This window comes from Paracoccaceae bacterium, from assembly GCA_012103375.1.
Classification (GTDB): domain Bacteria; phylum Pseudomonadota; class Alphaproteobacteria; order Rhodobacterales; family Rhodobacteraceae; genus WLWX01.
This window is the reverse complement of the sequence record WLWX01000001.1, coordinates 374,878-386,402: the sequence shown is the minus strand read 5'-3', so window position 1 is coordinate 386,402 and position 11,525 is coordinate 374,878. Positions and strand designations below refer to the sequence as shown.

The window sequence follows — 11,525 nt, the reverse complement described above, 5'->3', positions numbered from 1 at the left end:
TGCGAATGCGTGGCCAATCAGCTATTGGTTGTCGGTACCCATGTGCGACCGGTCTTGTGGTGGTGCCGTCAAGGGTGACCTGCGCCTAGCCCTTGCGCGGCACAGTGACCAATCCCAACCGCCGTGCGCTTTGCATCGACAGTTCGCCGCTGTTGGGGCCGGTGTCGGCCTGAAACGCCCGGATGGCGGCACGGGTGGGGGAATCCAGCATTCCGGTTGGCGCGCCTGTCAGCAGTTCGCGGGCGATCAGGGCGCGTTGCAGTGAGGCGATGAAATCCGGCGTCATATCGGCAAAACACGGCGTTTCGAACCAGATCTGGCGGCGCGATTGCACGATATTCTGGCGCACCTCGGTGCGGTATGTCGCGGCCTGAGTGATTTGGCCAGCGGCATCATAAATCGGCGGAGTTGCCTCAATCTGGCGGGTCGCGGTTTCGACCGTGGCGGGTGTCGTATCGCGGACATAGCACGCCCCGGGGCGCGCATCCGGCGGCGCGTTGCGCATGACCTGCGGCAGCGGCATGGCAACGCAGGCCGACAGCGCTAGGCCAAGGCTGCAGATGCCAGCATATCGGTTCAGATGTCTCACTACTCGGTCGCCTCTTATGGGCATTGATGGCCTAGCTTAATCGGTCAGGCCCGAATCGTGTTAGGCCGCGATTCGTGGCAGGCCCTGATGGTTCCCGGTTCGTGGCTTCGTGGCAACCGATATCTTGGGCGTGCATAGAGTTTGGCCACTAGTCCTTTGAGGAATGTCCATCAGCCGTGGTCGCGCCGTCGCTTCGCACCAGTTCATCCAGCATCCAGGAAATATCCTCGACATGTTCGGCGATCACATGGGTCACCCCGCTGTCACGCTGCACCCGGCCCGTCACCCGCAAGCAGCGGCCCGAGATGACCGCCCGGCGGAATTGTTCATAAAGCTTGCGCCAGACGATGACGTTGCAGATGCCCGTCTCATCCTCCAGCGTGACGAAGATCACCCCCTTGGCCGTGCCGGGACGCTGGCGGATCAAGACCAGGCCCGCAACCACGACGCGCGCGCCATTGGGTGGTTCGGCCAGCCGGGCGTTGGGGATCACCCCGGGCGGACGGATCCAGGCATCGGGGTGCGGGGTCGGCGGTGGTTCACTCATCAGTACCGGGGCAGAGTTGGTCAGGTGGGGCATGTGAACAAAGATAGAACATTTGCCGTCACGCGCAAGTGTCGGCAAATGACTGGCAATAACCGCGCGGTGCCTATATCTGGCGAAGGCAACAGTAAACGACGAAGGGCCTGCAGGATTATGGCGAAGATCACTTACATCGAACATGGCGGCACCGAACATGTCGTCGACGTGGCCAACGGCCTGACGGTTATGGAAGGCGCGCGTGACAACGGCATTCCGGGGATCGAGGCGGACTGCGGCGGTGCCTGCGCCTGTTCGACCTGCCACGTCTATGTCGATCCGACCTGGGTGGAAAAGTTGCCCGCCAAGGACGCGATGGAAGAAGATATGCTCGATTTCGCGTATGAGCCGAACCCGGATCGGTCGCGCCTGACCTGCCAGTTGAAGGTTACCGACGCACTGGACGGTCTGATCGTGCAGATGCCGGAAAAACAGATCTGATGCGCGGGTTGATCGCGGCCTGCCTGTGGTTTGCGGCCACCAGCGCGGCAACGGCCGGATCGACCGCTCAGGTGATCTCGGCCAAATTCAGCGCGCCGACGACGCGTTACGCGCACGGTATCCTGGGTGATGCGGTCGAATGGGGCGCGTTGACGCTGGTGATCGACGGCTGCCCGGCGCAGTCCGGGACCTGCCGCAAATCTGTCACCTATCGCTTACCCGAAAGCCGCGTGTTTGAGGATATCGAGGCGCGCCTAACAGATGTCGATGGCGATGGCCTGTCCGAGGTTGTGGTGATCGAAACGCACGTCAACCGCGGCGCCAGCCTTGCCGTCTATGGTGCGCAAGGCAAACTGGCGGCGACGCCCCATATCGGCACCTCGAACCGCTGGCTGGCCCCGGTCGGAGCGGCCGATCTGGATGGCGACGGGCTGGTCGAGCTTGCCTATGTCGACCGCCCGCATCTGGCGAAGGTATTGCGTGTCTGGCGCTGGCAGGGCGGCGGGTTGCGCCATGTTGCCGACCTGCCCGGTGTGACCAACCACCGGATTGGCGAGGATTACATCTCGGGCGGGATCCGCAATTGCGGACACGCGCCTGTAATGATCGTGGCCAGCGCAAATTGGCAGCGGCTGATGGCCGTGACGCTGAAAGGTGGCAAGTTGCACGCGGCTGATATTGGTGCCCACAAGGGGCGCGGCAGTTTTCGCACAGCGCTTGGTTGCTGAGGGTTCATCCGACGCTCAGGCCGCGCCCACCCGCAGGGCCTCGGCCAAATGCGCCGCAGGTACCGACACCTCGTCCTGCCCGGGCCGAATACCGCCAACTGACATAGCCACCAAGCGCCAGCATTGCCGCGACATAGATCAACCCCTCTGGGCCGCGCCGCGACAGCGCGCAGGTGGCGATGATCGCGCCGCCCAGGCCCAAAGCTGCAAGAAGGGTCAGGGCCCCCACCGCAAACATCGTCCAGCGCATGCGCCCGGCAGGGCCAATCAGAACCGCCCGGCCGGGCGCGGTCTGTTCGATCCGTTCAAGAATCGTGGCCACGCAGTCGCGGAATTCCTGATCACGCGCGCCGTTCTTTTCTGCAATTGTCAGCGACTGGCTCAGCCGGTGGTGTCCGTTCTGATCGCTCAGCACCAGATACTGGCTGATGGTCCCTGCGACAGCTATCGAGGCATAGCGCAGTTTGCGCAGCTGCCCCAGATTGATCGTCGCCCCCTTGCCACCCCACAGAGACAGGGTATCGCCGTCCAGCAAATGTTCCACGCGGCCCCTCAGCAAGGCGGGCCGGTATCCGATTGTCGTGGTCATCCGGCCGACAACGCCCGCCAGCCGATATCACGCCGACAGAACCCGCCGGGCCAATCCACTGCGTCCACCATCACATAGGCGCGTTCATGCGCCTCGGCCAGTGAGGCTCCACGCGCGGTCACATTCAGCACCCGACCACCGTTTGCCACAACCTGCCCGTCACGCTCGGTCGTTCCGGCGTGGAAAGTCATCTGAAAACTGTCCTCTGGCAGACTATTCAAGCCACCGATAACCGTTCCCTTTTCGTAGGCGCCCGGATACCCATCCGCCGCCATCACCACTGTCAGCGCGTGATCATCCGCCCAGTTCACCGTCATCTCGGCCAGCCGCCCCTCGGCGCAGGCTTGCAGTAGGTCCAACACCTGCGCGCCCAGCCGCATCATCAGCACCTGACATTCCGGATCGCCAAAGCGGACGTTGTATTCCACCAGCCGCGCGCGACCGCCCTCGATCATCAGCCCGGCATAGAGCACGCCCTGAAACGGTGTCCCGCGCCGCGCCATTTCGGCGACAGTCGGGCGGATGATCTGATCCAACACCTGCGCCTGCAACGCCTCGGTCAGGATCGGCGCGGGCGAATACGCCCCCATCCCGCCCGTGTTCAGATCGGTGTCACCTTCGGCGACCCGCTTGTGATCCTGCGCGGTGCCAAAGGGCAGCACGGTGTCACCATCGCACAGCACGAAAAAGCTGGCTTCTTCCCCGTCCATGAAGTCTTCGATGACAACTTCGGCGCCTGCATCTCCGAACATCCCGCCGAACATCTCGTCAATCGCATCGCATGCCGTCGCCTCGTCCTGGGCCACTACTACGCCTTTGCCCGCCGCCAGCCCGTCTGCCTTGACGACAATCGGCGCGCCCTGATTGCGGACATAACCCTTGGCCGCAGCCGCGTCCGAAAACCGCGCCCACGCCGCCATCGGCGCGCCCGCCGCATCACAAACCTCATGCGTGAATGTCTTGGAAGCCTCCAGACGCGCCGCCGCCGCCGATGGCCCGAAGACCGAGAATCCGGCAGAACGCAGATCATCCGCGACGCCAGCGGCCAGCGGTGCCTCGGGCCCGACGATCACCAGATCGATCGAGGCACCTTCGGCCAGCTCCACAACCGCCGCCCCATCCATGATGTCGATGTCCGCGCAATCGGCGACCGCCGCGATACCTGCATTGCCCGGCGCCACGATCAGCCGATCACACTTGGGGTTCTGGTTCACCGCCCAGGCCAGCGCGTGTTCCCGCCCGCCGCTGCCAAGTATCAGGATGTTCATAGCTCTTTCCCCCGCTTCCCCGGCCTTCTAAAGTCCCGGCATGGCCGCCACAAGCACAGCAATATGTCCGACCTGATCGACGACCCCACACCGGGCCAGAATGCCCATGAATTCACCGTCACCGAAATCTCGGGCGCGATCAAACGGGTGATCGAGGGCGAATTCGGCCAGGTCCGCATCAAGGGAGAGGTCGGCCGCGTCTCACGCCCCCGCTCGGGCCATGTGTACCTGGACTTGAAAGACGACCGGTCGGTGATATCCGGCGTGATCTGGAAGGGCGTCTCGGCCCGTCTGGCCACCCAGCCCGAAGAAGGCATGGAGGTGGTCGCATCCGGCAAGGTCACCACCTTCGCCGGCCAGTCGAAGTACCAGATTGTCATCGACGACATCCGCCCCGCCGGGGTCGGTGCGCTGATGGCGATGCTGGAAAAGCGGAAGAAAGCGCTGGAGGCCGAGGGGCTGTTCGATCCGGCCCGCAAACAGCCGCTGCCCTTCCTGCCCGAGGTGATCGGCGTCGTGACTTCGCCATCCGGTGCCGTGATCCGCGACATCCTGCACCGGTTGCGCGACCGATTTCCCTGCAAGGTTCTGATCTGGCCCGTCGCAGTCCAGGGCCAGGCCGCTGCCGGGCAGGTTGCCGCCGCCATCGCAGGCTTCAACCGCCTGACGCCGGGCGGCAAGCTGCCCCGTCCCGATGTGCTGATCGTGGCCCGCGGCGGCGGGTCGCTGGAAGACCTCTGGGCCTTCAATGAAGAGGTCGTCGCCCGCGCCGTTGCCGCCAGCGATATTCCCCTGATTTCTGCTGTGGGTCACGAAACCGATACCACCCTGATCGACTTCGTCTCGGATCACCGCGCCCCAACGCCGACCGCTGCCGCTGAACGCGCTGTGCCGGTGCGCCTGGACCTGCTGGCCTGGCTGGACGGGCAGGGCGCGCGCCTGTCCCGCGCCGCGTCCGAAGCGACCAGCCGCCGCCGTCAGCGCCTGGCTGATCTGTCCCGCGCCCTGCCGCGTCCTGAAACCTTGCTGAGCACGGCACGCCAACGCCTCGACCTTGCCGAGGGTCGCCTGCCGCAGGCCCTGCGCAACACAGCGGCCCGAAAACGCCTGCGGCTGGTCGAGGTTTCGGCCAACCTCTCTCCTCGGGCATTAAAAGTCCGGCTGGCCACGGCCCGCCAACAATTGCACGACCAAGCCAGTCGCGCCGCCGCCACGCAGCTGCGGCAAAGCCGCGACAACCGGCGCGCCTTTGGCGCCGCATCAGATCGTCTGCGCCCCGCTTTGCTGCACCGGCCACTGGCCCAGAAACGCCGCGACCTTTCCGCTTTGGGCACCCGGCTGAGTGTGCTGGCGCAATCCCAGACCACCGCCCGGCGCGCAAAGCTCGACGCCATCGAACGGCTGCGATCCTCTTTGGGGTATGAAGCGACGCTGTCGCGTGGCTATGCGGTTGTCCGCGGCGATGGTGACGTCGTGATGAGTGCAAAGGCCGCGGCCAAGGCCGACGCGCTGGAAATCCAGTTCCGCGATGGGCGCTTGCCGGTTGGCGGTTCTGCGGCACCAAGCCCGCCACCCAAAAAACCCGCAAAAAAACCACCGCCGGGGCAGGGATCCCTCTTCTGACATCATTGACCCGAAAATATCCCGGGGAGGTCCGGAGGGGCTGGCCCCTCCGGCTATCTCAACGTGCGCAGTCCGGTCAATCAAACGCCGACATCGGGTCCGATGCAGGTCATCGGCTCATCGCTTTCCCGGGTTTCATAAAGTTCCAGGACTTCGTCACTATCGGCAAAATCTGCGCGCAGCCCGCCGCCACGCCGGGTGAATCGCCAGCATTGCGGGCTTGGCTCCAACTCATAGACGAAGCAGATTTTGTCGCCCTCTTCGTACCAAACGCCTTCTTGACATTGCCCATCGAGGAATGACCAACGCACGCGGCGATCATCGAAATACTCTTCGATCCCGTATTCGCGCCCAGCGCGGCTGAACGTCAGAGTCTTGCCCGTGGTATAGGCTTCAAACTCGGCCGCGCTCATCGGGGTTTCGGCGGCAACAGGGGCAGCAAGCAGCTGTAAGGCGAACAGAATGCGTATCATGGCACAAGCCTGCCACGCACGGGCGCTACAGGCAAATGACGATCACAGTTATCAAACCGGTCCGGCATCAGCGCGCCTGCGCGTGATAATCTGCGTTCGGCTGCATTCCGGTGGCCGAGGCGACCCGATTGCTCATCGCGAAGAACCCCGCGACCGAGGCGATGTCCCAGATGCCGCGATCGGTGAAGCCCGCATCGCGCAGCGCCTGCCGGTCACCCTCCGCAATCGTTGCGCTGGCCGTTGTGACCTTTTCGGTGAATTCCAGCATCGCCCGCTGGCGCGCGTTCAGGTCAGCGGCGCGCCAGTTCATCACCATCGCTTCACCCAGTGCCGGGTCACCGGACAGGGCGCGAACAGCCGCGCCATGGGCGACCTGACAATACCAGCAGCGATTGATCGACGAGGTGACGACGGCGATCATCTCGCGCTCCAGCTTGGTCAGGCCGCTGTCGCCCAGCATCAGATCGTTGTAGAGCGCGGTGAATGCATCCAGCTTGGCGATGTCGAAGGCATAGGCGCGCAACACATTCGGGATCAGCCCCAGCTTTTCAGCGCAGATGTCGAAATATTTCTGCGTTTCCGGCGGCAGCGGGTCGACGGCAGGCAGGTCCAGGGCGGTTGGTTGGTCGGTCATGCGTCCTCCTTGATGCGATAGTGATACTGCCCGACTGCCTGCATCCCAAGCCCGGAATACAGCGCGTTTGCCCCCGAATTTGCCGTGGTCACGGCCAGCGCCAGCCAGGTCGCACCCTGACGCGCCGCCCAATCCGCAGCGGCGCGGGTCAGGGTCGCGCCCATCCCGATGCGCCGCATTGCGGGTGCGACCTCCAGCGCGTGAATCATCGCGATATCTTTGGCACAGGCGACGAAGGCGCAGGCGGCAGGGCGGTTCTGCGCCCGCCCGAACAATGCGGTTTTCGGCCCCTGAACCCGCTCCATCACTTCCAGTCGGCCCGCGCCGATCCCGCCGTCGGCCCATAGGTCCGCCATGATCGCCAGCGGCAGCCAGACCTCGAAGGCGACCATGCGCGGGGCGGGGGTGGCAATCTCGGTCGCGCGCACGACGTAAAGCGTCACCGGGTCGATCACCGCATATCCCAGGCTTTCCAGCGAAGCGTCCAGCAACGCCTCGCCTTCGCGAACCATGACCAGCGGGGTCTGTCCCAGGTCGCGCATGGCGGCTTCGGCATCAGGCAGGGCATCGAACGCCCCCTCCAGCGTCACGGCCGAGACGCGTTTGCCGCCACCAGCGCCGTGCCGGATCGTCCATGGACCGACACGATCCGTTGCTGCAGGCGGCCAGGTCGCCTCTATCGCGGCATAGATGTCGGGCGCCCCGGGCAAGGTCACGCCGCATCACCGGCGAAGGCGTCCAGCAGCGCGTTGCGCACGGCGGATATCTCGACTTCATCAGTGCCCCGGATCACGATGTTCGCGCCGAATTTACCGTCGCGTTGGAACGGATAGCTGCCGATCGACAAATCCGGGTGCGCCTGTGCCAGCCCTGTCAACACCATGGCAATGTCGCTTTCACCCCGGTCGATGCGGACCGTCTGGCTGATCAGGGGCGCGCCGCCTGTCAGCTCGGACATAACTGTGGCCACCATCGCCTCGAACACCGCAGGGACGCCTGCCATGACATGCACGTTGCCGATCGAGAACCCCGGCGCGACCGAGACCGGGTTGTCGATCAGAACCGCCCCATCCGGGATACGCGCCATGCGCAGGCGTGCCGCATTGAATTCGGATTCGTTGCGGACGTAATGGGCGGCCAACAGCGCGCGGGCATCGTCACGCACATCAATGCCGACCCCGAAAGCCTCGGCCATGCAATCGGCCGTAATGTCATCATGCGTTGGCCCGATCCCGCCCGAGGTAAAGACGTGATCCCAGGCACCCGACAGCACCTTGACCGCCGTGACGATGGCAGTGCGGTCATCGGCGACCACACGCACCTCTGTCAGGTCGATGCCTTTTTCGGTCAGCACATTGGCCAGATGGTACATGTTGGCATCGCGTGTGCGGCCCGACAGGATCTCATCTCCGATCACAAGCATTGCGGCGGTGGGGTTTGGCATGCGCGGGCGTCCTTGCTTGGGGCTGGCCACGGGTATAGGTCGCGCGCCATGCAGTTTCCAACCCCTCTGATCCCGGCCATTTTGATCCGGCGCTACAAGCGCTTTCTGGCGGATGTGTCACTGGGCGACGGGTCCGAGGTGACGGCACATTGCCCAAACCCCGGTTCGATGATGGGTCTGGCGACGCCGGGCATGCGGGTCTGGCTGGAACCCAATGACGACCCGAAGAAGAAGCTGAAATACGGCTGGCGGTTGGTCGAACTGCCCGGCGGCCACATGGTCACCATCGACACCGGCGTCGCGAACCGCGTGGTGCAGGAGGCGTTGACCGCACAGACGATCCCGGCGCTGGCCGCCTATGGCACATGCCGCCCCGAGGTCCGCTATGGCGACAACAGCCGCTGCGATTTCCTGCTGAGCGCGCCCGGATTGCCCGATTGCTGGGTCGAGGTCAAAAGCGTCACCCTGCGCCGCGCGGAGGACTGTGCCGAATTTCCCGACAGCGTCACCAAACGCGGGGCAAAGCATCTTGACGATCTGTCGGTGCGGGTGGCCGCCGGGGATCGCGCCGTGATACTGTACCTCGTGCAGCGCACCGATTGCGCGCGGTTTCGTTTGGCTGATGACCTTGATCCGGGCTATGCGGCGGCGTTCCATGCTGCGCGCCGCGCGGGTGTCGAAGCTTTGGCCATAGGTGCGCGGATAGACCAGAACGGCGTCACGCTGGGCGGAGATACTGTTGAAGAAGTCGATGTTTTGGTCGGCGCGTTGTTGAGCGAGAGGCGGCCGCGCGCCGTTTTCTTTCACGTTGGCACTGTTGCTGGCACCAACTTCGCCAGTTTCCGGAGGTTTTGAGCTGTTGCTGCGAGTTGGAACTGTTCGGTTGCGCCTTTGGGTCCTCGAAGCCGCATCATCTGCACGCCGATGTATCGTTTCAGGTGGGCAAAGAGCATTTCAACCTTCCGCCTTTGGATGAACGACGTCATGTAGGCATCTGTTTTTCGGATATCGCGAGCGACGTCTCGGGCGGCTTCGTGAACGGACCGCATAAGGCGTCTGCCGTCGTCCTTCGGACAGCATTGCGACTTCAGAGGGCATGCGTCGCAATCGTGCTTTGAGGCTCGGTATCTGATGAACCCGTCTTTGCTGCCATTGGGCTTTCGCGGTTTTGAGAAGTTCCGCCGATATGTTTGCAAGGCTTTGCCGGTCGGGCAAGTATAGCTGTCGGTCGCCGGGTCGTAGACAAAGTCTTCGCGTGAGAATGTGCCGTCAGTTCGTTTTGACTTATCCCAGACCGGAATGTGGGGTTCGATTTGACGTTCGTCCACAAGCCAGCCCAACATCTCGGCTGATCCGTAACCCGTATCACCCACAAGCTTGTCAGGTTTGATGCCAAACCGCTCATGTACACGATCGATCATCTCCCTTGCTGCCCGCGCCTCTGCAGGCCGGATCGGAGCCGTCGGCTCGACGTCCACGATGACTGCATTATCCAAATCGACCATATAGTTAGTGGAATAGGCAAAGTAGGCGGCTCCCCCGTCAGCCCCAGTCCAACGCGCTGCTGGATCAGCCGGTGAGATGTATTTGGGGACGACCTTGGTCGCAGCACCGAAGGCCACATCATCCAGCGTCTCGAGATATTCGTCGACGGCACGGGACGTCAGATCTGCTGGCAGTCCGTCTTTGCTTTCAACGCCGCGCGTCTGGTTTGCATTCGCGGGGATCAGACTGGCATCAACACCAAAGCTGTGGCCGCCAACCAGCCCCTCATCCATGCAGCGCTGCAAAACGACCTCGAACAAATGTCGGAACAAACCGCTCTCGCGGAAACGGCCATGCCGGTTCTTAGAGAATGTCGAATGGTCGGGCACTGGATCAGCCAAATCAAGCTTACAAAACCAACGATACGCCAGATTGACATGAACCTCTTCGCAAAGCCGTCGCTCGGAACGGATGCCCTGACAATAGCCCAACAACAGCATGCGGATCATCAGTTCAGGATCAATCGAAGGGCGGCCATTGGCACTGTAGTATGAAGCGAGCAAGGGGCGCACACCTGTCAGATCAAGGAAGCGATCAATTCCCCGGACGGGATGATCCTTCGGCACAAAACTCTCGATCGAGAACTCATAGAACAGCGCGCCTTGCGCAACTTGCCTTGGACCCATCATCGCCGAACCCTCCACCCTCAAAACAAGTGAATCAGAGCGTGCGCGGCCAATCAACGGACTTTTTCAACAGTATCCGGACGCATTCGCCTTGCACCAGAACTGGAATAACTGCCTGTAACGCCCTATATACCCGCAAAATCGCAGCGAAAGAGAATGCCTTGGACGACCCGACCCCCTCTCGTATCACTCGTGACGGCATCCGCCTGTTTGAACCGGCGGATTTTGCAGGCATGCACAAGGCGGGGCAGCTGACGGCCCGGATCCTCGACAGTATTGCACCGCTGGTCGAACCGGGGCGCACCACGGCCGAGATTGACAAGGCCATCAATGATGCGGTGGATGCGGCTGGCGCAACCTCGGCCACCATCGGCTATAAGGGGTACAGGCACGCCAGCTGTATCAGCGTAAATCATGTGGTCTGCCACGGTATTCCGGGTGATAAGCGCCTGAAAGATGGTGATATTCTGAATGTCGACGTGACGGTGATCGTCGATGGCTGGTACGGCGACAGCAGCCGGATGTATGTCGCCGGCAAGTTGTCCCGCAAGGCCGAGCGGTTGATCCAGGTGACCCACGACGCCCTGATGAAAGGGATCGAGGCGGTGCGCCCCGGCAATACTTTTGGTGATATCGGCCACGCCATTCAGGCCTATGCCGAAGCACACCGCATGTCGATTGTCCGCGATTTCTGCGGCCACGGGCTGGGCCGGGTGTTCCACGCGCCGCCCAACGTGCTGCACTATGGTCGCGCGGGCACAGGTGCGACGCTGGAAGAGGGCATGTTCTTCACGATCGAGCCTATGGTCAATCTTGGCCGCCCCGAAACCAAAGTGCTGTCCGATGACTGGACGGCGGTGACGCGCGACAAATCGCTGTCAGCGCAATTCGAACATTCCGTCGGCGTCACGGCGGATGGGGTCGAGATCTTTACGCTTTCGCCTGCGGACAAATTCCACCCGACCTGGGCATAGCGGCTTGCCGC

14 protein-coding genes are annotated in these 11,525 nt (G+C 63.0%); 5 read left to right on the top strand and 9 right to left on the bottom strand.

Annotation, left to right across the window (positions count from 1 at the left end):
* Window positions 1-85 precede the first annotated feature (85 nt).
* Both GKR99_02035 and GKR99_02030 read right to left on the bottom strand, forming a co-directional pair.
* The gene (locus tag GKR99_02035) at window positions 86-523 is read right to left on the bottom strand and encodes a peptidoglycan-binding protein (GenBank protein ID NKB26390.1); all 438 of its coding nucleotides are present in this window, start codon (window positions 521-523) and stop codon (window positions 86-88) included.
* 214 nt (window positions 524-737) lie between these two features.
* A complete protein-coding gene (locus tag GKR99_02030; GenBank protein NKB26389.1) occupies window positions 738-1,136 on the bottom strand; it encodes a hypothetical protein in 399 nt (132 codons plus the stop codon).
* Window positions 1,137-1,286: 150 nt separating this feature from the next.
* Between GKR99_02030 and GKR99_02025 the strand changes: the two genes are divergently transcribed.
* On the top strand, window positions 1,287-1,610 hold the full coding sequence (locus tag GKR99_02025) for a 2Fe-2S iron-sulfur cluster binding domain-containing protein (GenBank protein ID NKB26388.1): 324 nt from the start codon (window positions 1,287-1,289) through the stop codon (window positions 1,608-1,610).
* Window positions 1,610-2,338 carry a VCBS repeat-containing protein gene (locus GKR99_02020; GenBank protein NKB26387.1) on the top strand — a complete coding sequence of 243 codons (729 nt, stop codon included), beginning with the start codon at window positions 1,610-1,612 and terminating at the stop codon, window positions 2,336-2,338. Before GKR99_02025 ends, GKR99_02020 begins: the two co-directional genes overlap by 1 nt.
* Before the next feature lie 4 nt (window positions 2,339-2,342).
* Here GKR99_02020 and GKR99_02015 read toward each other — a convergent pair whose 3' ends face one another.
* The gene (locus tag GKR99_02015; GenBank protein NKB26386.1) at window positions 2,343-2,927 is read right to left on the bottom strand and encodes a hypothetical protein; all 585 of its coding nucleotides are present in this window, start codon (window positions 2,925-2,927) and stop codon (window positions 2,343-2,345) included.
* On the bottom strand, window positions 2,924-4,195 hold the full coding sequence (gene purD, locus GKR99_02010) for a phosphoribosylamine--glycine ligase (GenBank protein ID NKB26385.1): 1,272 nt from the start codon (window positions 4,193-4,195) through the stop codon (window positions 2,924-2,926). Before purD ends, GKR99_02015 begins: the two co-directional genes overlap by 4 nt.
* Window positions 4,196-4,258: 63 nt before the next feature.
* Between purD and GKR99_02005 the strand changes: the two genes are divergently transcribed.
* Window positions 4,259-5,818, top strand: a complete 1,560-nt coding sequence (locus GKR99_02005) for an exodeoxyribonuclease VII large subunit (protein ID NKB26384.1) — start codon at window positions 4,259-4,261, stop codon at window positions 5,816-5,818.
* Between the two features lie 80 nt (window positions 5,819-5,898).
* Here the strand turns inward: GKR99_02005 and GKR99_02000 are convergent, their stop codons facing one another.
* The 4 genes from GKR99_02000 to GKR99_01985 form a co-directional block, all read right to left on the bottom strand.
* Window positions 5,899-6,291, bottom strand: coding sequence for a hypothetical protein (locus GKR99_02000; protein NKB26383.1), 393 nt, complete (start codon window positions 6,289-6,291; stop codon window positions 5,899-5,901).
* Between the two features lie 67 nt (window positions 6,292-6,358).
* Entirely contained in the window at window positions 6,359-6,925 is a 567-nt protein-coding gene (locus GKR99_01995) for a peroxidase-related enzyme (GenBank protein ID NKB26382.1), read from the bottom strand.
* Window positions 6,922-7,641, bottom strand: a complete 720-nt coding sequence (locus tag GKR99_01990; GenBank protein NKB26381.1) for a GNAT family N-acetyltransferase — start codon at window positions 7,639-7,641, stop codon at window positions 6,922-6,924. Before GKR99_01990 ends, GKR99_01995 begins: the two co-directional genes overlap by 4 nt.
* Window positions 7,638-8,369: a competence/damage-inducible protein A gene (locus GKR99_01985; GenBank protein ID NKB26380.1), complete on the bottom strand. Its 732-nt coding sequence runs from the start codon at window positions 8,367-8,369 to the stop codon at window positions 7,638-7,640. Before GKR99_01985 ends, GKR99_01990 begins: the two co-directional genes overlap by 4 nt.
* Window positions 8,370-8,417: 48 nt before the next feature.
* On the opposite strand from GKR99_01985, the gene sfsA reads away from it, so the two are divergent.
* The gene (gene sfsA, locus GKR99_01980) at window positions 8,418-9,224 is read left to right on the top strand and encodes a DNA/RNA nuclease SfsA (protein NKB26379.1); all 807 of its coding nucleotides are present in this window, start codon (window positions 8,418-8,420) and stop codon (window positions 9,222-9,224) included.
* Here the strand turns inward: sfsA and GKR99_01975 are convergent.
* On the bottom strand, window positions 9,173-10,543 hold the full coding sequence (locus GKR99_01975) for a transposase (protein NKB26378.1): 1,371 nt from the start codon (window positions 10,541-10,543) through the stop codon (window positions 9,173-9,175). The two genes, sfsA and GKR99_01975, sit on opposite strands and share 52 nt — an antisense overlap.
* Before the next feature lie 158 nt (window positions 10,544-10,701).
* Here GKR99_01975 and map point away from each other — a divergent pair, with 158 nt between their 5' ends.
* The gene (map, locus tag GKR99_01970; protein NKB26377.1) at window positions 10,702-11,514 is read left to right on the top strand and encodes a type I methionyl aminopeptidase; all 813 of its coding nucleotides are present in this window, start codon (window positions 10,702-10,704) and stop codon (window positions 11,512-11,514) included.
* Window positions 11,515-11,525: the final 11 nt, after the last annotated feature.

What these genes read in the sequence shown, in the direction of transcription:
- GKR99_02035 (NKB26390.1), bottom strand. Translation starts at nt 523, where the DNA reads ATGCCGCTGCCGCAGGTCATGCGCAACGCGCCGCCGGATGCGCGCCCC.
- GKR99_02030 (NKB26389.1), bottom strand. Translation starts at nt 1,136, where the DNA reads ATGAGTGAACCACCGCCGACCCCGCACCCCGATGCCTGGATCCGTCCG.
- GKR99_02025 (NKB26388.1), top strand. Translation starts at nt 1,287, where the DNA reads ATGGCGAAGATCACTTACATCGAACATGGCGGCACCGAACATGTCGTC.
- GKR99_02020 (NKB26387.1), top strand. Translation starts at nt 1,610, where the DNA reads ATGCGCGGGTTGATCGCGGCCTGCCTGTGGTTTGCGGCCACCAGCGCG.
- GKR99_02015 (NKB26386.1), bottom strand. Translation starts at nt 2,927, where the DNA reads ATGACCACGACAATCGGATACCGGCCCGCCTTGCTGAGGGGCCGCGTG.
- purD (NKB26385.1), bottom strand. Translation starts at nt 4,195, where the DNA reads ATGAACATCCTGATACTTGGCAGCGGCGGGCGGGAACACGCGCTGGCC.
- GKR99_02005 (NKB26384.1), top strand. Translation starts at nt 4,259, where the DNA reads ATGTCCGACCTGATCGACGACCCCACACCGGGCCAGAATGCCCATGAA.
- GKR99_02000 (NKB26383.1), bottom strand. Translation starts at nt 6,291, where the DNA reads ATGATACGCATTCTGTTCGCCTTACAGCTGCTTGCTGCCCCTGTTGCC.
- GKR99_01995 (NKB26382.1), bottom strand. Translation starts at nt 6,925, where the DNA reads ATGACCGACCAACCAACCGCCCTGGACCTGCCTGCCGTCGACCCGCTG.
- GKR99_01985 (NKB26380.1), bottom strand. Translation starts at nt 8,369, where the DNA reads ATGCCAAACCCCACCGCCGCAATGCTTGTGATCGGAGATGAGATCCTG.
- sfsA (NKB26379.1), top strand. Translation starts at nt 8,418, where the DNA reads ATGCAGTTTCCAACCCCTCTGATCCCGGCCATTTTGATCCGGCGCTAC.
- GKR99_01975 (NKB26378.1), bottom strand. Translation starts at nt 10,543, where the DNA reads ATGATGGGTCCAAGGCAAGTTGCGCAAGGCGCGCTGTTCTATGAGTTC.